This is a genomic window from Streptomyces sp. NPDC021115, from assembly GCF_044333065.1.
Taxonomy (GTDB): domain Bacteria; phylum Actinomycetota; class Actinomycetes; order Streptomycetales; family Streptomycetaceae; genus Streptomyces.
Genome location: NZ_JBIRQF010000007.1, coordinates 169632 through 192298 on the forward strand (window position 1 = coordinate 169632; position 22667 = coordinate 192298).

General features: G+C 71.6%; 21 protein-coding genes and 1 tRNA gene. 14 read left to right on the forward strand and 8 right to left on the reverse strand.

Annotation, left to right across the window (positions count from 1 at the left end; genetic code table 11):
- Positions 1-287: 287 nt before the first annotated feature.
- Both ACH4TL_RS23160 and ACH4TL_RS23165 read right to left on the reverse strand, forming a co-directional pair.
- Positions 288-812 carry a hypothetical protein gene (locus ACH4TL_RS23160; protein WP_398317207.1) on the reverse strand — a complete coding sequence of 175 codons (525 nt, stop codon included), beginning with the start codon at positions 810-812 and terminating at the stop codon, positions 288-290.
- The gene (locus tag ACH4TL_RS23165) at positions 809-979 is read right to left on the reverse strand and encodes a helix-turn-helix domain-containing protein (protein ID WP_398317210.1); all 171 of its coding nucleotides are present in this window, start codon (positions 977-979) and stop codon (positions 809-811) included. Before ACH4TL_RS23165 ends, ACH4TL_RS23160 begins: the two co-directional genes overlap by 4 nt.
- Positions 980-1106: 127 nt before the next feature.
- Between ACH4TL_RS23165 and ACH4TL_RS23170 the strand changes: the two genes are divergently transcribed.
- Positions 1107-1658 (forward strand): hypothetical protein, encoded by a 552-nt coding sequence (locus ACH4TL_RS23170; protein WP_398317213.1) that lies wholly within the window; start codon positions 1107-1109, stop codon positions 1656-1658.
- A gap of 92 nt (positions 1659-1750) precedes the next feature.
- Positions 1751-2947: a tyrosine-type recombinase/integrase gene (locus ACH4TL_RS23175; RefSeq protein WP_398317216.1), complete on the forward strand. Its 1197-nt coding sequence runs from the start codon at positions 1751-1753 to the stop codon at positions 2945-2947.
- Between the two features lie 88 nt (positions 2948-3035).
- Here the strand turns inward: ACH4TL_RS23175 and ACH4TL_RS23180 are convergent.
- Positions 3036-3123: transfer RNA gene (locus ACH4TL_RS23180), tRNA-Leu, on the reverse strand.
- Positions 3124-3362: 239 nt separating this feature from the next.
- Between ACH4TL_RS23180 and ACH4TL_RS23185 the strand changes: the two genes are divergently transcribed.
- Positions 3363-4703 carry a M20/M25/M40 family metallo-hydrolase gene (locus ACH4TL_RS23185; protein WP_398317219.1) on the forward strand — a complete coding sequence of 447 codons (1341 nt, stop codon included), beginning with the start codon at positions 3363-3365 and terminating at the stop codon, positions 4701-4703.
- A gap of 371 nt (positions 4704-5074) precedes the next feature.
- Positions 5075-5953: a chaplin gene (locus tag ACH4TL_RS23190; RefSeq protein ID WP_398317222.1), complete on the forward strand. Its 879-nt coding sequence runs from the start codon at positions 5075-5077 to the stop codon at positions 5951-5953.
- A gap of 97 nt (positions 5954-6050) precedes the next feature.
- On the opposite strand, the gene ACH4TL_RS23195 is transcribed toward ACH4TL_RS23190, so the two are convergent.
- A complete protein-coding gene (locus ACH4TL_RS23195; protein WP_079152252.1) occupies positions 6051-6239 on the reverse strand; it encodes a DUF5703 family protein in 189 nt (62 codons plus the stop codon).
- A 47-nt stretch (positions 6240-6286) separates the two neighbouring features.
- Here ACH4TL_RS23195 and ACH4TL_RS23200 point away from each other — a divergent pair, with 47 nt between their 5' ends.
- Positions 6287-6964: a hypothetical protein gene (locus ACH4TL_RS23200; protein WP_398317225.1), complete on the forward strand. Its 678-nt coding sequence runs from the start codon at positions 6287-6289 to the stop codon at positions 6962-6964.
- A 90-nt stretch (positions 6965-7054) separates the two neighbouring features.
- Here ACH4TL_RS23200 and ACH4TL_RS23205 read toward each other — a convergent pair whose 3' ends face one another.
- The gene (locus ACH4TL_RS23205) at positions 7055-9382 is read right to left on the reverse strand and encodes a helix-hairpin-helix domain-containing protein (protein ID WP_398317227.1); all 2328 of its coding nucleotides are present in this window, start codon (positions 9380-9382) and stop codon (positions 7055-7057) included.
- Positions 9379-10359, reverse strand: a complete 981-nt coding sequence (locus ACH4TL_RS23210) for an aldo/keto reductase (protein ID WP_398317230.1) — start codon at positions 10357-10359, stop codon at positions 9379-9381. Before ACH4TL_RS23210 ends, ACH4TL_RS23205 begins: the two co-directional genes overlap by 4 nt.
- A 148-nt stretch (positions 10360-10507) precedes the next feature.
- Here ACH4TL_RS23210 and ACH4TL_RS23215 point away from each other — a divergent pair, with 148 nt between their 5' ends.
- On the forward strand, positions 10508-11557 hold the full coding sequence (locus ACH4TL_RS23215) for an LLM class F420-dependent oxidoreductase (protein ID WP_398317750.1): 1050 nt from the start codon (positions 10508-10510) through the stop codon (positions 11555-11557).
- Between the two features lie 222 nt (positions 11558-11779).
- The gene (locus tag ACH4TL_RS23220; RefSeq protein ID WP_398317233.1) at positions 11780-12580 is read left to right on the forward strand and encodes a ferritin-like domain-containing protein; all 801 of its coding nucleotides are present in this window, start codon (positions 11780-11782) and stop codon (positions 12578-12580) included.
- A 54-nt stretch (positions 12581-12634) separates the two neighbouring features.
- Here ACH4TL_RS23220 and corA read toward each other — a convergent pair whose 3' ends face one another.
- On the reverse strand, positions 12635-13627 hold the full coding sequence (corA, locus tag ACH4TL_RS23225; RefSeq protein ID WP_398317236.1) for a magnesium/cobalt transporter CorA: 993 nt from the start codon (positions 13625-13627) through the stop codon (positions 12635-12637).
- Positions 13628-13746: 119 nt separating this feature from the next.
- Here corA and ACH4TL_RS23230 point away from each other — a divergent pair, with 119 nt between their 5' ends.
- The 4 genes from ACH4TL_RS23230 to mshC all read left to right on the forward strand — a co-directional run bounded on the left by ACH4TL_RS23230 (position 13747) and on the right by mshC (position 17363).
- Positions 13747-14442: a histidine phosphatase family protein gene (locus ACH4TL_RS23230; protein WP_398317239.1), complete on the forward strand. Its 696-nt coding sequence runs from the start codon at positions 13747-13749 to the stop codon at positions 14440-14442.
- A 101-nt stretch (positions 14443-14543) separates the two neighbouring features.
- A complete protein-coding gene (locus tag ACH4TL_RS23235) occupies positions 14544-15134 on the forward strand; it encodes a DUF3090 domain-containing protein (protein ID WP_398317241.1) in 591 nt (196 codons plus the stop codon).
- Positions 15098-15955 (forward strand): SCO1664 family protein, encoded by an 858-nt coding sequence (locus ACH4TL_RS23240; RefSeq protein ID WP_398317244.1) that lies wholly within the window; start codon positions 15098-15100, stop codon positions 15953-15955. Before ACH4TL_RS23235 ends, ACH4TL_RS23240 begins: the two co-directional genes overlap by 37 nt.
- Positions 15956-16133: 178 nt before the next feature.
- Positions 16134-17363: a cysteine--1-D-myo-inosityl 2-amino-2-deoxy-alpha-D-glucopyranoside ligase gene (gene mshC / locus ACH4TL_RS23245; protein ID WP_398317247.1), complete on the forward strand. Its 1230-nt coding sequence runs from the start codon at positions 16134-16136 to the stop codon at positions 17361-17363.
- Between the two features lie 626 nt (positions 17364-17989).
- Here the strand turns inward: mshC and ACH4TL_RS23250 are convergent.
- Positions 17990-19096, reverse strand: coding sequence for a PAC2 family protein (locus ACH4TL_RS23250; protein ID WP_398317250.1), 1107 nt, complete (start codon positions 19094-19096; stop codon positions 17990-17992).
- Between the two features lie 257 nt (positions 19097-19353).
- Here ACH4TL_RS23250 and ACH4TL_RS23255 point away from each other — a divergent pair, with 257 nt between their 5' ends.
- The 3 genes from ACH4TL_RS23255 to ACH4TL_RS23265 all read left to right on the forward strand — a co-directional run bounded on the left by ACH4TL_RS23255 (position 19354) and on the right by ACH4TL_RS23265 (position 22665).
- Positions 19354-20751, forward strand: a complete 1398-nt coding sequence (locus ACH4TL_RS23255) for an enolase C-terminal domain-like protein (protein WP_398317753.1) — start codon at positions 19354-19356, stop codon at positions 20749-20751.
- The gene (locus ACH4TL_RS23260; protein ID WP_398317253.1) at positions 20748-21539 is read left to right on the forward strand and encodes an SDR family NAD(P)-dependent oxidoreductase; all 792 of its coding nucleotides are present in this window, start codon (positions 20748-20750) and stop codon (positions 21537-21539) included. The genes ACH4TL_RS23255 and ACH4TL_RS23260 overlap by 4 nt, the downstream gene beginning before the upstream one ends.
- A 91-nt stretch (positions 21540-21630) precedes the next feature.
- Positions 21631-22665, forward strand: a complete 1035-nt coding sequence (locus tag ACH4TL_RS23265; protein WP_398317256.1) for a sugar ABC transporter substrate-binding protein — start codon at positions 21631-21633, stop codon at positions 22663-22665.
- Positions 22666-22667: the final 2 nt, after the last annotated feature.

Sequence of the window (22667 nt, forward strand, 5' to 3'; positions counted from 1 at the left end):
CTCCAATCAGCCCGTGCGCACGTGCACGGTGGCAGGCAAAAAAGAGAGACCCCCGGCCGCAAGAGGCCGGGGGTTGGTGGAGAGACCGTGAGGAACACTCTCACTAATGATGTATGTGTCACTCCACGCACAAATGCGCGGTGAGGTATCAAGAGAGATGTAGAACACCTCAGAAGGCCGCCCCCGTGAGGCGGCCCCTATCGTCTGCATGGGAACAGCCGGGACTCAGGCCGCCCCGGCTGAAATCAACTCTCTTTTAAGAAGACGCGTAGGACTCGCCCTTGCTGTCACGCGGCGGAGGGCTCCGTTTCGTTAACGCCTCCCTCGGAGCGCGAACGGATCTCCTGTGCCCACTGGCCCGTAGGGAAGGGGTGACCGCCCCTGGCGATGTTGTCGCACTCGGCTTCCCAGTGCCGTGTCCGTTCCGGGGTAGTGAACAGCCACGACTCGTGCCGACCGTCCCAGGGCACGTTGTGGCCATGTGTCGCGCACTCTTCCCGCTCGCCTGACGGAGCATCCATCGACGCCACCGTGTTGGGGATGAGCAGGCAGCGCGCCGAGGCTGACGGCGCGAGTAGCCCCGCCCTGGTGAGGCTCAGTCGTGCCTGCCGGTAGCGGGCCGGGCTGTACGCCTCCCCCTTCTCGTTGGTCAGGACGAGCTGAAGTTCCCCGGACTTCAGCGGCGCATGCCCGCCGCGCTGCATCCGGTCCAGGGCAAGTAGCCACATCCGGGTTTCCAGGTGCAGTACGGCGCTTCCAATGGCGGGGTTCGAGTGCGCCGGACGGTAGACCTTCGCAAAGTGGTAGCTCACTGGGCCTCCTGGGCGTCCAGCCAGCGGTCCAGGTCGGCAGGGCGGCAGCGCAGCGCCTGACCCACCTTCCGAAACGGGATCTGCTCTCGCCGCCAGTTGCCATACACCCATGAACGCGGCTTGCCCAGGTAGGCCGCCACGTCGTCAACGGTCATGAGCTTGGTCAACGCGTCTCCTCTACTGCCGGTGGGCGGCACCTCCCGCCCGTTCCTGTCCGGCCTAATCTCAGAAGTACGCTCACCAACCCTCTCTGTCAAACCTAGGTGTGACGACCCGGGGTGCTAAGGTTGGGGTGTGAACGAAGGTATCGAGATCACTCAAGACGTGGGCCCGTGGCGCGTACTCATGCGGTGGGCTGCTGACGCCGACCCGGCCAGCGGCCCTACCCGTGTACTGATCACTCCCCACCCGGACGCCGACCCCGCCGCCACTGACGGTGGGGTGGCCTCCACGGTGCTGCGGCAGATCGACTTCAAGAAGGCGGGCGAGCAGTTCCGAGCAGCCCGACCGGCCGCCACCGAACGCGATGTAGCGCAGGAGTCAGAAGGGGAGGTTCTGCGGTGGCTGCTGACTACCGAAGGCATCTCGGACGCCTACCTGGCCTTCCTGGCTGAGGCATACGTCCGGGCGGTCGCGCAAGCCGTGCCCAACGTCACCGCACACCTGGCCGAACTAACCAACAAGCGACCCGAGACGATCCGGGGCCACTTGAAGGAGGCCCGGAAGCGGGACCTGCTCACCACCGTACCGGGGAAGGCCGGAGGGCAACTCACCTCCAGGGGGAGGGAGATCACCACGGGCGAATACCTCGACAAGATCACCGACTACCTCATGGGTAACGACTAGAGAGGCAACCCACACACGTGGCAAAGCGCGGTAACGGGCTCGGGGGGACTCCAGTGGAGATCCCGCGCAAGGGCAGACCCAACACGTGGGGGGTGCGTACGCCCCTCCACTTCAACAAGGCGACCGGGAAGAAGGAGCGCTATTGGATAGGACGCGAGTTCAAGACCAAGACCGAGGCAGAGAAGGCGCTGCGGCAGTGGCACAACGACCACGAGGCCGGGAAGATCGCGGCCCGGTCGGACATGAAGCTGGGGGACTGGCTGGACAAGTGGCTGGCGAATCACAGGAAGGAGGGAACGACCATGGCCGGGTACGAAACGAAGGTCCGTCTGCACATCAAGCCGCACATCGGCGGCGTCAAGCTGTGTGAGGTCACCGACGACACCCTTGACGACCTGTACCGGCTCCTGGAGTCCGTCCCCTGCCCGACCAACAAGGACGAGCCCCTGGGCGCGAAGTCGGTCCGGCACGTGCACAACATCCTGTCCGGCGCTCTCGGGGCGGCGGTGCCCAAGCTGATACCCACCAACCCAGCAGCCACCGCGCACCCGCCCACCGCCCGGCAGATACGAGCCCAGGAACAGAAGTACCCGACGCTGGACGACGACCAGACCGGCCGGTTCCTGGGGACGGTATGGGAGCCGTGCGGCAACCGGGCCTGTGACGGGGGTCTGACCCACCACTGTCTTCGGGACGCCCCGCTGTGGACCGTCTACGCGGCCACGGGTGTCCGGCGCAGTGAGGCCCTGGGTATGAAGTGGTCCCTCGTCCGCTGGGAAGAGGGTGCCATCGAACTGGGGTGGGTCGTGGTCGAGGAGGGCAACGCCTACCGTCTACGGAAGCTGACCAAGGACGGTGACGACAACGCCGTCATCTATGTCGATCAGTCCGTGATGAACGTCCTGAAGTGGCAGAAGCAGCGCCAGGACGCCGAGCGCGAACGGCTCGGGGCCGGGTGGGTGGACCATGACCTTGTCTTCGCCCGTGACGGCTTCAAGCTCTACCGGGGCGAGGCAGGAAGACCGCAGGACCCCGAGAAGGTCTCTGCGCGCTGGCGCACCCTGCGCACCCGTTTAAAGCTGCCGGAGGACTTCCGCATTCACGACTGGCGGCACAGCAAGGTCACGAACGATCTGGAGGCCGGGGAGAACCCCGTAGAGGTCTCCGCCAACGTCCGGCATCACTCGCCGGGCTACACCATGGCCCGGTACGGCCACTCTCGTAAGGACGGAGCGCGCCGACTGGCCGCCTCCGGTGCGGGCCGACTCGGCCTGTCGTCCCTGGTCTGACCTGGGGATTCGCTGGGCCGTTGGTCACGTGGTTGGTCACGCCACAGCCCAGAAAAGCAAGAAACCCCTGATTAACAGGGGTCTTAGCTGGTGTCCGAGGGGGGACTTGAACCCCCACGCCCGATAAAGGGCACTAGCACCTCAAGCTAGCGCGTCTGCCATTCCGCCACCCGGACCAGGTGTCTGCCGGTGCGGCCCGCGGCCGTTCCGACGTGGAAAACCATAGCAAACATCAGAGCGTGCTCGATCACGTGGACGGCCGCGGTGGCCGGTCCCTCGCAGTGTGACGGGGGCATGACGGTGGTATTGCGGCCTTGGGCTGCGGCGTCGGGAGGTGGAGGATGGCGGAACAGCCCCGCGGTGGGTCGGGTCCGGGTGGACCCGGCCCGGGGGCAGAGAACGATGAGGAGGCAGCGTGAGTGCGTCGCAAGCGGGCGGGACGAAAGCCGGAACGGTCACAGGCGAGGACGAGGTCGTCGATCTGTGCCGTGATCTGATCCGGATCGATACCAGCAACTACGGCCCCGACCACTCAGGACCCGGCGAGCGGGCCGCCGCCGAGTACGTCGCCGAGAAACTCGCCGAGGTGGGGCTCGAACCGCAGATCTTCGAATCGCGGAAGGGCCGCGCCTCGACCGTGGCCCGTATCGAGGGCGAGGACCCGTCCCGGCCCGCGCTGCTCATCCACGGTCACACCGACGTCGTACCGGCCAACGCCGAGGACTGGACTCACCACCCCTTCTCCGGCGAGATCGCCGACGGCTGCGTCTGGGGCCGGGGCGCGGTGGACATGAAGGACATGGACGCGATGACGCTCGCGGTCGTACGGGAGCGGCTGCGCACCGGCCGCAAGCCCCCGCGCGACATCGTGCTCGCCTTCCTCGCCGACGAGGAGGCGGGCGGCGTGTTCGGGGCGCGGCACCTGGTCAACGAGCACCCCGAGGTGTTCGAGGGCGTGACGGAGGCGATCGGCGAGGTCGGCGGCTTCTCCTTCACCGTCAACGAGGACCTGCGGCTGTATCTGATCGAGACCGCCCAGAAGGGCATGCACTGGATGCGGCTCACGGTGGACGGCACCGCGGGCCACGGCTCGATGACCAACAACGACAACGCGATCACCGAGCTGTCGGAGGCCGTCGGGCGGCTCGGTCGGCACAAGTTCCCGATCCGGGTGACCAAGACCGTACGGTCCTTCCTGGACGAGCTGTCCGACGCGCTCGGCACCCCGCTCGACCCGGAGAACATGGACGAGACGCTGGCCAAGCTCGGCGGCATCGCGAAGCTCATCGGGGCGACGCTCCAGAACACCGCCGCGCCGACCATGCTCGGCGCCGGGTACAAGGTCAACGTCATCCCCGGGCACGCGACGGCCCATGTGGACGGCCGCTTCCTGCCGGGTCTTGAGGACGAGTTCCTGGCCGACCTCGACCGCATCCTCGGCCCGCGGGTCAAGCGCGAGGACGTGCACGCGGACAAGGCGCTGGAGACGAGCTTCGACGGGGCGCTGGTCGAGGCCATGCAGACGGCGCTCAAGGCCGAGGACCCGATCGCGCGGGCCGTGCCGTACTGCCTCTCCGGCGGTACGGACGCCAAGTCCTTCGACGACCTCGGCATCCGCTGCTTCGGTTTCGCGCCGCTTCAGCTGCCCCCGGAGCTGGACTTCGCCGGGATGTTCCACGGGGTGGACGAGCGGGTGCCGGTGGACGGGCTGAAGTTCGGTGTGCGGGTCCTGGACCGGTTCCTCGACGCGTGCTGATCCCCCGGATCTCTGGGATCCCTGGGAGGCGCGCTGAGGAGTGCCTTGAATGGCCTAATCGTTCACACATACCGAATGCATCACAAAGGGTGAATGCTGTCGTAGCTTGATAGCTTGATTGCTCCCTCCTCGTTACATGGGGTGTGCGGCTCGTGACCGGGCCGCCAAGCCGAAAAGGGGGCGGGACGTTGAACCCCGGCCTTCGGCGACTACCGCATCGATCACGTGACGTCGAGTCACGGTCCACCGGAACGTGATCCCGGCGGCCCGGAGCGTGAGGCACACGCTCCGGGGCCGTCCGGGCATGGGGGTGCGGGCGGACACCGCCCGCACGCGTTCCGGCCGGGCCACAGGCAGGGGAGCGAAGAGTTATGCGACAGGTTGCGAAAAAGAGCCTGATCACCGTAGCGGCGGCGAGCGGCATGCTGGCCGTGACCGGGGGCTACGCACACGCGGACTCGGGGGCGAACGGCAGCGCCGGGAACTCGCCCGGGGTCGTGTCGGGCAACAACATCCAGGTCCCGGTGCACGTGCCGGTGACCCTGTGCGGAAACACCGTGAACGTCCTCGGGGTCCTCAACGACGCCCACTGCGGCAGCGGTGCGCAGGCGGGCTCCGGCAGCTCCAGCGGCTCCGGCAGTTCGTCCGGCAGCGGCTCGCAGGCGGGGAGCTCCTCCGCCGAGGGCAGCACCCAGACCTCTCCGGGGGTCGGCTCCGGCAACAACGTCCAGGTCCCGGTGCACGTTCCGGTCAATGTGTGCGGGAACAGCATCGGGGTGATCGCCGCCGGGAACAGCGGTGGGGGCAACTGCCCCGGCCTGGTCGAGGCCGTGCCGGAGACCCCGGGGAATCCTGGTAACCCGGGAAACCCCGGGAATCCAGGTAACCCGGGCAACCCTGGGAACCCCGGCAACCCGGGAAACCCCGGGAATCCTGGGAACCCCGGCACCCCTGGCAACCCCGGTAACCCGGGTCAGCCGGGTAACCCCGGCAACCCCGGTCAGCCGAACAACCCGGGCGATGACACCCCCGGCAACAACGGCCACAACGGCAACCATGGCAACGGTCAGGGCCAGAACGGATCGCACGGCGCCGGTGCGGCCGCGAACCTCGGCGGCTCCCACCTCACGGGCAGCGAGCAGCTCGCCCACACCGGTGCCGGACCGGTGGAACTGGCCATTCCGGCCGCCGCGGGCATGCTGCTCGCGGGCACGGTGCTCTACCGCCGGGCGCGTACCGCGCGGCGCTGACCCCGCCCACTCCGGCTGACCCGGCCTGACCTGGTCGGATGCGGCCAGATCCGGTCCGATCGCAGCGGGCCCCGCCTCGTGCGGGGCCCGCTGTGCGTCACCAGGTGGCGCGGAGCTGGCGGATGATTCGACGCCGCAGCCTCACTCTTCGGCTGCCGTCGGGGTTGAGTCTCAGTCGATCCAACTCCCAGTGTCCGTATTCGGCATGGTCGGTGAGCAGGCGGGTAGTGGCGTTGCGGGACACCCCGCGTGGCACATACACGTCGCAGAATTCGTATTCCGGCATCGCATCTATTGTGCGGGAACTGCCCTGGTACGGATAGCGTCTGCACTATGTCTGATGCTGCGCAGCCATCCGCTGCCGAGGTACGCGCCGCCGCTGAAGCGGTGAAAGCCGCACTGGACCGTCACCTCGACGCCGTCGAACGCCGGTCGGGGGAAGGCGACCCGGCCGTTTACGCCGCATTCAACGAACTGGCGGCGGCAGCCGAGGTCTACGACGAACTGCTCTACGACACCTACGACGAGGTCACGCCCTTCGAGATCCCGGGCGACGACAGCCTGCCCGCCTATGCGGGACCCGACGAACCCAGCGCGCTCAGCGTGCTGATCCGCCGGGACTACGCGGTCGTCGAACCGCAGCGGCTGCTGTCGCAGGCCCAGCGCATCGTCGACCTCGACCCGGACCTCGACACCGGGAGCGGCCGCCTGGGCGGCGGGACGGCCGGTGCCGGGGAAAGCGTCCACGCCGCCCTCGGCGTGGTGTTCGGCGAGTTCGAGCCGGACGAGATCGCCTCCCGGCACAAGGAGTTCGGCCTGGAGGAGGGCGACTCGACGCTCTGGGTCTCGGCCCTCGAAGAGCCCGCCGAGCCGGGCGAGTGGCTGTCCGCCCCGTTCGACCAGGCCGACCCCGAGCAGATCGTGTGCCGCTTCGACGTCAGCTCGGTCTTCGACGAGGAGCTGGACGACGAGGACGAGGAGGATCTCGAGGTGCTGGGCCCGGGGAGCTGAACCCGGCCGCACCGCCGCACCCCGGGCCCTCCGGCCGCGCTCCCCGCGGCCCGAGGGCCCGTCTCGCCCGTCACCCCGTGGACGCGCACGTCACCCCATGGGCTGGTCCTGGCCCTGGAGCAGGGACCGCAGGCGTGTGGTGCGGTCCTTGAACGGGATCTCCGCGACCGCCCGTGGCAGCGCCGCCTCCGCGCCGTGCACCACGGACAGATGCCGCTCGCCCCGGCTGAAGGCGGTGTAGACCCACGCCCGGGTCAGCCCGGCGGCCGCGTCTCCCGGCAGCACCACGACCGCTGCGGGCCAGCGCATTCCGGCCGCCTGATGCGCGGTGAGGGCCCACCCGTGCCGCACCAGGTCGCCGACCTGCTCCCGCTCCACCACGACCGGCGCACCCGCGCAGTCCAGCCGCAGCCCCTCGGCGTCCGCCGACACCACCGTGCCCGGGAGGGCACGGCCCGGCGCCGGGGTGTACGCGACGCGGTCGCCCGGGTCGAAACCGGCGAACCGGCCGGGGCCGGGGTTCAGCCGCTCCTTCAGCGCCGCGTTGAGGGCCCGCGTCCCGGCCGCGCCGCCATGGCCCGGCGTGATCACCTGCGTCTGCTCCGGCGGCACGCCGATCGCGCGCGGCACCGAGTCCGCGACCAGCTGCACCGTCCGGTGCACGGCCTCGCCCGCGTCGCGCACAGGGACGATCACGACCTCCTTGCCCGGCGCCTCCACCTGGTTCAGCTCACCGATGCCGATGCCCGAGACCAGCTCGCCGATCGGCCCCGGGTCGGGCGTACGGGAGACGACCTGCGGGCAGCGGCGGGACGCCACCAGATCCGCGAAGACCCGGCCGGGCCCGGCCGACCACAGCACGCCGGGGTCCCCGCTGAGCACCAGCCGGACGCCGTCCGGCAGGGATTCGACGAGGACGGCCGCCGTCTCCACGTCCAGTTGGGGCGCGTCCAACACGGCGATCAGGTCGACCGCCAGCGCGCCGTCCTCGTCGCGCCCCGGGCCCTCGCCGCCGGACAGCAGCCCGGCGACGGTGACGGCCACGTCGGCGCCGACCTCGGCGGCCAGCCGCCGCCTGCCGTCCTCGCTGTGCGCGGCGGCGCACACCCGCAGCCCCGACGACTGCGCGGCGGCGACCAGCGCCGCCGGTTCCGCGCGGGCCGCCTCCCCGCCGCTGTGCGTGACCAGGCCGTGCGCCGCGACGGTACGGATCAGCTCCGCTGCGGAGGGGGACGGCGCGGCGGCGGCAGCCGCCTCCCAGTCCGGCTCGTCCCTCTGTACATCGGCGAAGGTGCTGATCAGCCGGGCGAACCCGTCCGCCAGGCTCTCCTCCGCGAGCGCGTAGCGGTCGAGCCCCAGCAGCATCCGGACCGGCTGCTCGTCGTCCTCGCCGCCGGACGCGGCAGGCGCGGCAGCCCCGGCGGGCGTCTCCAGGGCGTCCTGGAAGACCAGCACCCCGCCGCCCGAGATGGCCGCCCGCAGCGCCTCGTCCGGGTCCGGCACGGACACCTTGGCGAGGGCGGCGCGCAGTGCGGAGGACTCCAGCGCGGTGTGCCCTTCGAGCGCGGCGCGCTCCAGCAGCCACCCGGTGAGCGCCTGCGAACGCCGCTCGTCGCCCGGCCCGCACTCCGGCCCCAGCAGGGCGCGGGCGAACCCATCGGCCTGCTCGGGGCGTACCCCGGGGACGGCGAGCAGCTGCCAGGGGTCTTCCCGCAGCGCCTCGGCGGCGCGCTCGCCCAGGGTCTCGGCGACCGGCACGGCCAGCGCCTCGGGCGCCCCACCGGCCGCCAGCACCTCCCGGACCCCGCCGACCCCCACCGCCGCGGGCCGCGCCGGTGCGGGAACGGGCCGGGCAGCTTCCCGCGCGGGGGCGGCGGCCGGCTGCGGCCGGGCGGGCGCCGGTCGGGGCTCGTTGAAGAACGAAGCCGCCGACCGCTCGCCACTCTCCACGGCCCGCACGGCAGCCGCCAACGCCTCAGCCGCCGCCGACCGCCCGCCCCCCGACGCTCCGGGAGAGCCAGACGCGGAGGAGCCGGGCCCCGCCCCTGCGGCGCCGCCCCCGACACGTCCTGCCGCAGCGCCCTCCGCGGCCGGTGCCCCGGCTCCGGCGGCGGCATGCGCGCCGGGCCCGGCGGCATCGGGCTCCGCCTCGGAGGCGGCGCTGTCGGCGTCGGGCTGCACCGCTTCGGCTACGGCGCGTTCCACGGCCGCCGTAGCGGCTCCGGCGGGCGGCTGCCCGGGGGCGCCAGATGCAGCCGGGCCCTCCGCCTCGGCGCGCGCGTCGGTCCCCGTGGCGTCGGCCGGAGCCGAACCCCCCGGCGCGTCGGCGGCGTCTGACGCGCCGTCGGCGGCGGGCGCCTGCGGGGTCGCCTTGGCCTCCTCGGGCGGGGGGTCGCCGGCGAGGTGGTCGGTCGTCACAGCGTGCTCCAGTCCTGATCGGGATAGCGGTGCACGGGCGCCGACACATCGTCGAGCGCCTGGCAGATCTCGTCCGGAAGACTAAGGGCCTCCACCGACAGCGCCGCGCGCAACTGCTGGGCGTTGCGCGCGCCCACGATGGGCGCGGTCACTCCCGGGCGGTCGCGCACCCAGGCGAGGGCGATGTGCAGGGCGCTGGTGGCCAGGCCGTCGGCGGCTATGGCCACGGCGTCGACGATCCGGCTCGCCTCCTCGTCGAGGTACGGGGCGACGAAGGCGGCGAGTTCGGAGGCGCCTCGGGAGTCGGAGGGCGTCATGTGGCGGTACTTTCCGGTCAGCACGCCACGCCCCAGCGGCGACGACGGCAGCAGCCCGATGCCGAGGTCGAGGGCGGCGGGCAGCACCTCGCGCTCGACGCCGCGCTGGAGCAGCGAATACTCCATCTGGGTGCTGGCCAGCCGGGTGTGGGCACCGGAGGAGGCCAGCTGCCAGGTGGCGGCCTTGGCGAGCTGCCAGCCGCAGAAGTTGGACACGCCGACATACCGCGCCCGCCCGCTGCTGACGGCTATGTCGAGCGCCTGAAGGGTCTCCTCGAGCGGGGTGACGGGGTCGAAGGCGTGCACCTGCCACAGGTCGACATGGTCCGTGCCGAGCCGCTCCAGCGAGGCGTCCAGGGCAGCCAGGAGATGGCCGCGGGAGCCGTCGAAGCGGCGGTCGGGGTCGGGGACGCTGCCCGCCTTGGTGGCGATCTGGAGATCGCGCCGCGGGACCAGCCCCTCCAGCAGCCGCCCCAGCAGATACTCCGCCTCCCCGTCCGCGTACACATCGGCGGTGTCGACCAGGGTGCCGCCCGCCTCCCAGAACGCCTTGAGCTGGTCCGCCGCCTCGTGTTCGCCGGTGTCCCGCCCCCAGGTGAGCGTGCCGAGCCCGAGCCGGGATACGCGCAGGCCGGTGCGGCCCAGGTGCCTTAGCTCCATGTACGTCGCTCCATGAACATCGAGATTACTGGCCGGAAAGCGGGCCGTGTCAGCCTGTGGATAACCCACCCCTGACGTACCGGGGGTCCGCGCGCTAGAGTCCCCGGAACAGCGACGTTACTGATCAGTAAGGCGGTGCGGCATGGGTATGCGGCTCGGAATCAACCTCGGCTACTGGGGCGCCGGGATGGACGCGGACAACCTCGCGGTCGCCCGCGAGGCCGACCGGCTCGGCTACGCGGTCTGCTGGGCCGCGGAGGCGTACGGATCGGATGCCGCCACCGTGCTCTCGTGGGTCGCCGCGCAGACCGAGCGCATCGACGTCGGCTCCGCCATCTTCCAGATCCCGGCCCGTACGCCCGCGATGACGGCGATGACCGCCGCCACCCTCGACTCCCTCTCCGGCGGCCGCTTCCGCCTCGGCCTCGGCGTCTCGGGGCCGCAGGTCTCGGAGGGCTGGTACGGGGTGCGGTTCGACAAGCCGCTCGCCCGCACCCGCGAGTACGTCGAGATCATCCGCAAGGCGATGTCGCGCGAGCGGCTGACCCACGAGGGCGCGAACTGGACGCTGCCGCTGCCCGGCGGCCCCGGCAAGCCCATCAAGCTCACCGTGCACCCGGTGCGCGAGTACATCCCGCTCTACATCGCGGCCATCGGCCCGAAGAACCTGGAGCAGACCGGCGAGATCGCCGACGGCGCGCTGGTGGTCTTCTTCGCCCCCGAGCACGCCGAGGCCACCACACTCGCCCCGCTGCGGGCGGGCCGGGAGAAGGCGGGCAAGACCCTCGACGGCTTCGACCTGGTGCCCACCGTCCCGCTCGCGGTCGGCGAGGACGTCCGCGCGCTGGCCGACCAGTTCCGCCCGTACACCGCGCTCTACGTGGGCGGCATGGGCAGCGCCAAGCAGAACTTCTACAACAAGCTCGCGCAGCGCATGGGGTACGAGAAGGAGGCCGCCGAGATCCAGGAGAAGTACCTGGCCGGGGACAAGGAGGGCGCTGCCGCCGCCGTCCCGCACGAGCTGATCGACTCCACCACGCTGCTCGGCCCGGTCGAGCGCGTCGCCGAGCGGATGAAGGCGTACGCCGAGGCCGGGGTCACCACCCTGTCGCTCAGCCCCGCGGGCTTCACGCTGGAGGAGCGGGTGGCCGGGCTGCGCGCCGGTGTCGAGGCGCTGGAGCGCGCCGGGCTCGCCTAGCAGCGGGTGCGTACGCGGAGGGTTCCGCGGCCGTGGTGGGGGCTCGGGGGTCTTCCCCGCCACGGCCGTCATCGAGCACAACGCCTCCGCGCCGCACGGGTTACGCGTCCGGCGGGACCCTCCGTATTCGCTCGTGATTCCCTCGTACGGATGAGCCGAACACCCCAGCTGTTGCCACTTCCGATACCCGGCATTTCACTTTTTAACGGAGGTGGGGCAGTGGTGCTCTCGGCGAAAAGTGTCTTCCAGGAGATCCTCGGCAACGACGAGTCGTTCCGGCTGTTCTGCTCCATCGCGGCCAGCGGCGAGGCGCAGGGCGGCTGGGAGAACGGCCGGATCGCCGCGCTCGTGCCCGACAGCCGACGCGACCTCGCGCCCAAGATCGCCCGCCATGGCGCGGACGAGGACAAGCACGGCCGGATCTTCAACGCCCTGCTCCGCAAGCGCGGCCTGGAGCCGGTGGAGGTGCCGCGCGCGACGGACTACACGGTGCTGCTGGAGGCCCGCGGCGTCGGCCTCGCCCACGAGAAGCTGCGCCGCGACGAACCGCTCACCGAGCACGACATCGTCGTCTACCTCGCCCACAGCCGCGTCACCGAGCAGCGCGCCGCCGCGCAGATGGCCATGTTGCGCGGCTGCTTCGGCGACCATCCCGAGGTCGGCCGGGCGGTCACGATGATCTCCAAGGACGAGGAGAACCACCTCGCCTACTGCCACGAGGAGTTGCTGCGGCTGGCCGCCGCCGGATACGGCCGGACCATCCAGCGGGCGCTGCGTGAGTGCGCGCTCGTCGAAATGGAGGTCCACCGGTGCGTCAGCCTCGCCGTGATGGCGCGCATGGCGCGCATCCTCGGCTGGCCGAAGCGGAAGTCCGCGGTGCTGACGGCGGGCATCAAGGCCGGGTACGGGTACGAGCGGCTGGGCGGCTGGCGCCGCATGGTGACGCTGCGGATGCCCGAGCGGCGGGACGCGCTGGGCGGCGGTACGGAGACGGCCACCCCGGAGGAGCCCGAGTTCGCCTGACCCGAGCCCCCCCGCCACAGGACCGTCAGGCCGCGCGGGCCCACCGGGGCCCGGTCAGAGCCAGCCGCGGCGCTTGAACATGCGGTACAGCAGCCCGATCACCCCGGCCATCAGCGCCACCGCCGCCGGATACCCCCACGGCTGGTGCAGCTCCCACATGTGCTTGAAGTTCATGCCGTAGATCCCGGCGATCAGCGTCGGCACGGCCGCCATCGCCGCCCACGCCGAGATCTTCCGCATGTCGTCGTTCTGCCGCACCCCCATCTGCGCCAGATGGGCCGAGAGGATGTCCGACAGCAGCCGGTCCAGGCCCTCCACATGCTCGTTGACCCGGGTCAGATGGTCGCTGACGTCGCGGAAGAACGGCCGCGACCCCTCGTGGACGAACGGCACCCCGGCCCCCGCGAGCCGCGTCATCGGCTCCGCCAACGGGCCCGTCGCGCGCCGGAATTCGAGGACCTCGCGCTTGAAGGCGTAGATCCGGCCCGCCGTGTTCTGGCCCCCGCTGCCGTCCGGCGCGAACACCTCGGTCTCCAGCTCGTCCAGATCCTCGTGGAGGGCGTCCGCGACGTCCAGGTAGTGGTCCACGACCGCGTCGGCGACCGCGTACATCACCGCCGTCGGGCCGTGCGCCAGCACCTCGGGGGTGTTCTCCAGCCGCTCCCGCACCGAGCTGAGCGGATTGGCCCCGCCGTGCCGCACGGTCACCACGAAGGAGTCACCGACGAACACCATCAGCTCACCGGCGGTGACGGTCCCGGCCTTCTCCTCGTACTGGACCGGCTTGAGCACCAGGAACAGCGAGTCGTCATAGATCTCCAGCTTGGGCCGCTGGTGCGCGGTCAGCGCGTCCTCCACGGCCAGCGGATGCAGCCCGAACTCGCTGGTGACCAGCTCGAACTCCTTCTCCGACGGCTCGTGCAGCCCGATCCAGAGGAAGGAGTCCCCGGCCAGCCGCGCCTGGTCGAGGGCGTCGGAGAAGTCGGCGGGCCCTTCGGTGCGGCACCCGTCCTGGTAGATGGCACAATCCACGATCACGCGGGGCATTGTGCCTCGCCCGGGTAAGAAGCGCACGAGCGGGCGCCCGCGGGCACCGGCGGGAGAAGCGCACAAGCCGGGCACACACCCTCCCTGAGCGGGCCCGGAGGGGCCGTAGGCTGGCAGGCATGCCCACGCTGATCCTCGTCCGGCACGGCCGGTCCACCGCGAACACGGCCGGCGTCCTCGCGGGCTGGACCCCCGGAGTCGCCCTCGACGAGCGCGGCAACGCGCAGGCCGCGGAACTCCCCGGGCGGCTCGCCCGGCTGCCGCTCGCCGCCGCCGTCACCAGCCCGCTCCAGCGCTGCCAGGAGACCCTGGCGCCGCTCCTCGCCGCCCGCCCCGACCTGCCGACGCACACCGAGGAGCGCATCGGGGAGTGCCACTACGGCGACTGGTCGGGCCGCAAACTCGCCGAGCTGGCCGATGAACCGCTGATGAACATCGTCCAGCAGCACCCGTCAGCCGCCGCCTTCCCCGGGGGCGAGTCCATGCGCGCCATGCAGGCCCGCGCGGTCGACGCGGTGCGCGACTGGAACGCCCGGATCGAGCAGGAGCACGGCGCCGACGCGCTCTACCTGATGTGCTCGCACGGCGACATCATCAAGGCGATCGTCGCGGACGCGCTCGGCCTCCACCTCGACCTCTTCCAGCGGATCTCCGTCGAGCCCTGCTCGGTCACCGCCATCCGCTACACCCCGGCCCGCCCCTTCGTCGTACGGCTGGGCGACACCGGCGACTTCGCGGGGCTCGCGCCCCGGGAGGACGCCCCCGCCGACCGCGGCGGGGACGCCGCGGTCGGCGGTGACGCGGGGGCACCATGATCTCCGGGCGCAGTAGGGTGGTCCCGCGGCGCGGCCGCGCCGCGGCAGCCGCGACCTAAGTAGTCAACCAGCCGACCAGTCGACGCAAATGGAGCAGGACGTTGTCCCGTCAGGTGTTCCTCTATGACCCGCCGGACCGATTCGTCGCCGGTACGGTCGGGCTGCCTGGCCGCCGTACCTTTTTCCTCCAGGCGTCAGCGGGTGGCAGGACCACCAGTGTGGCGCTGGAGAAGACCCAGGTCGCGGCGCTTGCCGAGCGGATAGACGAGCTGCTGGACGAGGTGGTGCGGCGCACCGGCGGCAACGCCCCTGTACCGGCCGTCGCACCCTCCGAACTCAGCGACACCGCGCCCCTCGACGCCCCCGTCGAAGAGGAGTTCCGCGTCGGCACCATGGCCCTCGCCTGGGACGGCGAAGAACAGCGCATGATCGTGGAGGCGCAGGCGCTCGTCGAGCTGGAGGCCGAGTCCGAGGAGGACCTGGCCGAGGCCGAGGAACGGCTCCTCCAGGACGACGTGAACGGGCCGCCCATGCTGCGGGTGCGGCTCACCGGCACCCAGGCGCGCGCCTTCGCCAAGCGGGCGCTCGACGTCGTCAACGCGGGTCGGCCGCCCTGCCCGCTGTGCAGCCTGCCGCTCGACCCGGAAGGACACGTATGTCCGCGCCAGAACGGATACCGCCGCGACACCTGACGCCCCCCGAGCCGTCCGAGCTGCTGGCCCTGGGCGAGCTGACGGTGCGCGGCCGGGTCCGGGAGGCGTCCAACGCGGTGCTCTACTGCACGGTCGAGTACGAGGGCCACAGCGCCCCGTGCGTCTACAAGCCGGTGGCCGGTGAGCGGCCGCTGTGGGACTTCCCGGACGGCACGCTCGCCCAGCGCGAGGTCGCGGCGTACGAGATCTCCGAGGCCACGGGGTGGGGCCTGGTCCCGCCCACCGTGCTGCGCGACGGGCCGTACGGGCAGGGCATGTGCCAGCTGTGGGTCGAGGTGGCCGACGGCGACGGCTCCGATGACCCCGATGCCGACGGGGGCGAGCTGCTGGCCCTCGTCGAGGGCGACGAGCCGGGCCCCGGCTGGAAGGCGGTCGGCTTCGCTGAGGTCGACGAGGGCCGCACCGCGCTGCTGGTGCACGCCGACGACGTACGGCTGCGGCGGCTGGCCGTACTCGACGCGGTGATCAACAACGGCGACCGCAAGGGCGGCCACCTGCTGCCCGCCGCCGGCGGCCGCCTCTATGCGATTGATCACGGTGTGACCTTCAACGCCGAGGACAAGCTGCGCACCCTGCTGTGGGGATGGGCCGGGGAGCCGCTGCCGGACGATGTGCTGGAAGTGCTGCGCCGCCTGGCCGACCAGCTCGCCGACGACGGCCCGCTGTGCGCCCGGCTGGCGAAGCTGATCACCGGCGCTGAGATCGAGGCGCTGCGGGCCCGGGTGGCGGCGCTGTTGCGGACCGGGACGCACCCCGCGCCCAGCGGCCAGTGGCCCGCCATTCCCTGGCCGCCGGTCTGAGCCGCCGGTCTGAGCCGCCGGTCTGAGCCGATGGCTGCCCGATGGCTGCCCGAAGGCTTACGGGACGGCGACTAAGCAGCTCACGGGCGTCTGCGCAAGACCGTCTATCCGGCCAACAAACGGTCAGCAGGGCCGGTCCGGTTCGTATCCGGAACTGGCATCCGGTTACGCTCATTGCATGTATGCCTGGCCCGCTTCTGAGGTTCCCGCCCTGCCTGGCAGTGGCCGCGACCTGAGGATCCACGACACCGCGACCGGGGGACTCGTCACCCTGACCCCCGGTCCCGTCGCCCGCATCTACGTCTGCGGCATCACGCCGTACGACGCGACCCACATGGGTCATGCGGCGACCTATAACGCGTTCGACCTCGTTCAGCGCGTGTGGCTCGACACCAAGCGCCAGGTCCACTACGTCCAGAACGTCACCGACATCGACGATCCGCTGCTGGAGCGGGCCGTGGCCAACGGCGACGACTGGACCGTCCTCGCCGAGCGCGAGACGGCCCTCTTCCGCGAGGACATGACGGCCCTGCGGATGCTGCCCCCGCGCCACTACATCGGTGCCGTCGAGTCCATACCGGGGATCGTTCCGCTCGTCGAGCGGCTGCGGGACGCGGGCGCGGCGTACGAGGTCGAGGGCGACATCTACTTCTCCGTGGAGTCCGACCCCGCCTTCGGCTCGGTCAGCCGTCTCGACGCCGAGGCCATGCGGCTGCTGTCCGCCGAGCGCGGCGGCGACCCGGAGCGCCCGGGCAAGAAGAACCCGCTCGACCCGATGCTGTGGGTCGCCGCCCGTGAGGGCGAGCCGAGTTGGGACGGCGGCTCGCTCGGCCCCGGCCGCCCCGGCTGGCACATCGAATGCGTCGCCATCGCCCTCGACCACCTCGGCATGGGCTTCGACGTCCAGGGCGGCGGCTCCGATCTCGCCTTCCCGCACCACGAGATGGGCGCCTCGCACGCCCAGGTCCTCACCGGCGAGCGGCCGTTCGCGCAGTCGTACGTGCACGCCGGGATGGTCGGGCTGGACGGCGAGAAGATGTCCAAGTCCAAGGGCAACCTGGTCTTCGTCTCCGCGCTGCGGCGCGACGGCGTCGACCCGGCAGCCATCCGGCTCGCCCTGCTGGCCCACCACTACCGCTCCGACTGGGAGTGGACCGACGGCGTCCTGCGCGACGCCGAGGCCCGCCTCGCCCGCTGGCGCGCCGCCGTCTCCCGCCCGGACGGGCCGTCGGCGGACGCCCTGGTCGAGGAGGTGCGCGAGGCCCTGGCGAACGACCTCGACTCGCCCGCCGCCCTGGCCGCCGTCGACCGCTGGGCCGAGGCCCAGTCCGCGACCGGCGGTGAGGACGAGGGCGCCCCGGGCCTGGCGACCCGAGCGGTGGACGCCCTCCTGGGCGTAGCCCTGTAGCCAAGCCCCTCCTCGAACCCGGTGCTCCGCCCCGGGTTCGAGGGGTGTGCGCCTGGGGCGCCGCGGGCGCCCGTACGTGGCAGTGCGTCCCGTACCGCCCTGTGACGGCCGCACCGCCCTATGACGGCCACGGCGCCCCGTGACGGCCACGGCGTCAGCGGCACGGAGCCCGCGCGAGGGACTGGGCCGGGCCGAGCCCATTCGGACACCGGGCCGCCGCCTCCGCGGTCTCGACGTCAGGCGCGCCCGGCCCGCCGGGCTCGTGCCCCGGCCAGGCTCTGCTGGCCTCCGCACTCCGATTCCGGTGGCCACCGCGAACCCGGGCCGACTGCTTCGGCCTTGGACCCCGGGCCGGGCTCGGGGACGCGGGGGAGCCGCCTCGGGCCGCGCTCCGAGCACGGCGTCCCAGCTCGCCTGGGCCGAGACCGGCACGACCTGCCCTCCGGGGCGAGCCCGCGCACTTCGCTGGAACCGACTCGCGTCCACCACCTCCACGGAGCGCCCGGAGCGGGCCGTCGGCACGCACGAGCCGTCACCCGTCCGCTTCCGCTGCGCGGGGTCCGGGGCGCGGCCCCGGTTTCGGGAAGGGGCGGGGCCGGGGAGAGACCCCGCCACCGCCCCGCCGCTCAGCCCTGGTCGTCCGGGCGGTCCTCCGCGTCGCTGCTCTCAGCGCTTCCCCCGCTGCCGCCGCTCCCGGCGTCCGCCTCGCTGCCGCCGGGCTCGTCACCGGGGGAGGCGTCGTCGCCGCCCTCGTCGTCCTTCGCTGATGCCTTCCGCGGGCGGGGGTGACCGGTGCCCGGGTCGCGGAGGTAGGGGGCGCCACCCTCGCGCGCGTCGGCCACGCCGCCGGTGCCCGTCTCCGTCGCGTGGCCGCCCGGCGTACCGGGGGAGCCGTCCCGGCGGCGCAGATAGCGCTCGAATTCGCGGGCGATCGCCTCGCCCGACGCCTCCGGCAGCTCCGCCGTGTCCCGGGCCTCCTCCAGCGACTGGACGTACTCGGCGACCTCGCTGTCCTCCGAGGCGAGTTGGTCCACGCCCAGCTGCCAGGCCCGCGCGTCCTCGGTCAGCTCGCCGAGCGGGATACGGACGCTGATCAGGTCCTCGAGGCGGTTCAGCAGGGCCAGGGTCGCCTTCGGGTTCGGCGGCTGGGACACGTAGTGCGGGACGGCCGCCCAGAGGCTCACCGCGGGCACACCGGCGTGGGTGCACGCCTCCTGGAGGATGCCGACGATGCCGGTCGGGCCCTCGTAGCGGGTCTCCTCGAGGTCGAGGCTGCGGGCCAGGTCCGGGTCGGAGGTGACGCCGCTGACCGGCACCGGCCGGGTGTGCGGGGTGTCGCCGAGCAGCGCCCCGAGGACGACGACCATCTCGACGCCCAACTCATGGGCGTAGCCGAGGATCTCGTTGCAGAACGACCGCCACCGCATGCTCGGCTCGATCCCGCGCACCAGCACCAGGTCGCGGGTCTTCTCGCCGTTCTCCGCGCGGACCACGGAGAGCCGGGTGGTCGGCCAGGTGATCTTGCGGACCCCGTTGTCCAGCGCGACGGTGGGCCGGTTCACCTGGAAGTCGTAGTAGTCCTCGGCGTCGAGAGAGGCGAAGACCTCGCCCTTCCACTCCCGGTCCAGGTGCCCGACCGCGGTGGAGGCGGCGTCTCCGGCGTCGTTCCAGCCCTCGAAGGCACAGATCATGACCGGGTCGATCAGCTCGGGAACCCCCTCAAGCTCGATCACCCAGCGCCTCCTTCCGACCGGGGCGAACGGGTTGGCGCCGCCCCCGGTTGCAGTTCTTGTTGCGTGCGCCCCAAGCCTACGGCTTCAGGGGGCCTCCGACGCAGCCCCCGTATCGCAACCCACACTCATTCATCCGACCTGTTTCCCGAAAGTTCCGGCACACCTCTGGACGAGACCCCCATGTCAGCGCTATACATCGGATCATCGTCAAAGGTCCGATGTTCTAACGCGCGTCGTTCAGGGAGTCCCCATTGAGTCTGCGCCCGACCGTCACTGAGTTCGAGGTCCATGACATCCGGTTTCCCACCTCGGAGCAGCTCGACGGCTCGGACGCGATGAATCCGGACCCCGACTACTCCGCTGCCTATGTGGTGCTCCGTACGGACGCCGACGACACCACCGCCGCCGGAGCGGAAGGGCACGGCTTCGTCTTCACCATCGGCCGCGGCAACGACGTGACCGCCGCCGCCATCCGCTCCCTGCGCCCGCAGGTCGTCGGCCGCCCCGCCCCGTTCACCGCGGCCGGTCTCGCCGACCTCTACCGCGACCTCACCCATGACTCCCAGCTGCGCTGGCTCGGCCCGGAGAAGGGCGTCATGCATATGGCGGCCGGGGCGGTGGTGAACGCCGCCTGGGACCTCGCCTCCCGGCACGCCGGAAAGCCGCTGTGGCAGTTCCTGGCCGACATGTCGCCCGAGGAGCTGGCCGACCTCGTCGACTACCGCTACCTCAGCGACGCCCTCACCCGCGACGAGGCGCTGGCCCTCCTGCGCGCCGCCGAGCCCGGCCGCGCCGAGCGCGCCGCGCTGCTGCGCGAGCGCGGCTACCCCGCGTACACCACCTCGGCGGGCTGGCTCGGCTACTCCGACGAGAAAATGATCAAGCTGGCGCAGGAGGCGGTCGCCGAGGGCTTCGATCAGATCAAGCTCAAGGTCGGCGGCGACCTCGACGAGGACCTGAGACGGATGCGGCTGGCCCGCGAGGCGGTCGGCCCGGACATCCGGATAGCCGTCGACGCCAACCAGCGCTGGGACGTCGCGGACGCGCTGCGCTGGCTGCGCGCCCTGGCGCCGTACGACCCGCACTGGATCGAGGAGCCGACCAGCCCGGACGACGTCCTCGGCCACGCCGCCATCCGCGCCGGACAGCCGGTCAAGGTCGCCACCGGTGAGCATGTCGCCAACCGGGTCGTCTTCAAACAGCTGCTTCAGGCCGAAGCCGTCGACTTCGTGCAGATCGACGCCGCCCGCGTCGCCGGGGTCAACGAGAACCTGGCGATCCTGCTGCTCGCCGCCAAGCACGGGGTGCCGGTCTGCCCGCACGCGGGCGGCGTCGGGCTGTGCGAACTGGTCCAGCATCTGGCCATGTTCGACTTCGTGGCCGTCTCCGGCAGCTGGGACGACCGCGTCATCGAGTACGTCGACCACCTCCACGAACACTTCGCCGATCCGGTTGTGATCGAGGCGGGCCGCTACCGCGCACCGGCCGCCCCGGGCTTCTCCGCCCGGATGCTCCCCGAGTCGATCGCCGCCTACCGCTACCCCGACGGGCCCGAATGGCAGGCCCGGAACGCCACACCGCAGAACACGGCACCGCAGAACACCGCACCACAGAACACCGCACCGCAGTCCGCACGACAGGAGGAGACCTCTTGAGCCCCACCGGCGAGAGCCCCACCGGCGACTTCGAAGGGCTGACCGCGCTCGTCACCGGCGGCGCCTCGGGCATCGGCGCCGCCATCGCCGCCACGCTGCGCGACCGCGGCGCGCGCGTCGCCGTGCTGGACCGGGACCCGTCGGGCGCCCCGTCCGGCACCCTGCCGGTCAAGACCGACGTCACCTCCGGCGAGGGCGTACGGACCGCGGTGGAGGCGGTGGTGGCCGAATTCGGCACCCTGCACACCGTCGTCGGCAACGCGGGCATCGGCGCGATCGGCACCGTAGAGGACAACTCCGACGAGGAGTGGCACCGGCTGCTGGACGTCAACGTGCTGGGCCTGGTGCGCACCGCGCGGGCCGCGCTGCCGCATCTGCGCGCCGCGGCGGCCGACCGGCCCGGCGCCGTCTCCATCACCCACACGTGCTCGATCGCGGCCACCGCCGGACTGCCGCAGCGCGCCGCGTACAGCGCGAGCAAGGGCGCGGTGCTGTCGCTGACCCTCGCCATGGCCGCCGACCACGTACGCGAGGGCATCCGCGTCAACTGCGTCAACCCCGGCACCGTCGACACCCCCTGGGTGGGGCGGCTGCTCGGCCAGGCTGCCGACCCGGCGGCCGAACGCGCCGCCCTGGAGGCCCGCCAGCCCACCGGGCGGCTGGTGTCCGCCGAGGAGGTCGCCGCGGCCGTCGCGTATCTGGCGAGCCCCGCCGCCGCGGCCGTCACCGGCACCGCGCTGGCCGTCGACGGCGGAATGCAGGGGCTGCGCCTGCGCCCCGTCACCTGAGCACCATGCCACCCGAGCACCACGCGGCGCTGCCGCACCACCGCGCGCCCGCACCACGCACGTCGCACCATTCGACTGAGGACGGGACTCGATGACGAGACTCCGCACCACCGGAGCCGCGGCCTGCGCCGTGCTGCTCGCCGTCGCCGGGCTGGCCGGCTGCAACCGTGAGAGCAACGGCTCCGGCGGCGGCAAGGTCGGTATCGACATGCCGCGCACCGACACCGACTTCTGGAACTCCTACCAGCAGTACTTAGAGAAGGGCATCGACAAGGGCACGGTCTCCGCGCTGCCCCTGTCCAACTCGCAGAACGACATCTCCAAGCTCGTCTCCAACGTCCAGGCGTTCACCGACCAGGGCGCCAAGGCGATCGTCATGGCCCCCCAGGACACCGGGGCCGTCTCCTCCACCCTGGAGCAGCTGGAGGAGAAGAAGATCCCCGTCGTCAGCGTGGACACCCGCCCCGACTCCGGCAAGATCTACATGGTGGTGCGGGCCGACAACCGGGCGTACGGCACCAAGGCGTGCGAATACCTCGGCCGTCAGCTCGGCGGCAAGGGCCGGGTCGCCGAACTCCAGGGCGACCTCAGCTCGATCAACGGCCGGGACCGGTCCCAGGCGTTCGCCTCGTGCATGAAGAAGAAGTACCCCGGAATCAAGGTGCACGAGCTGCCCACCGACTGGAAGGGCGACGTCGCCTCCGCCAAGCTCCAGAGCCTGCTGGCCCAGCACCGCGACATCGACGGCATCTACATGCAGGCGGGCGGCGCCTTCCTCCAGTCCACCCTGGCGCTGCTGGAGCAGAAGAAGCTGCTCAAGCCCGCGGGCCAGGACGGCCACATCACCATCATCTCCAACGACGGCATACCGGAGGAGCTGGACGCGATCCGCGCCGGGAAGATCGACGCGACCCTCTCCCAGCCCGCCGACCTCTACGCCCAGTGGGCCCTGAACTACGCCAAGGCGGCGCTCAACGGCGAGAAGTTCAAGCCCGGACCGACCAACCACGGCTCGAAGATCGTCAAGATCCCGAACGGTCTGGAGGACCAGCTTCCGGCGCCCCTGGTCACCAAGGAGAACGTCGACGACCCGAAGCTGTGGGCCAACCAGCTCGAAAAGAAGTAGCG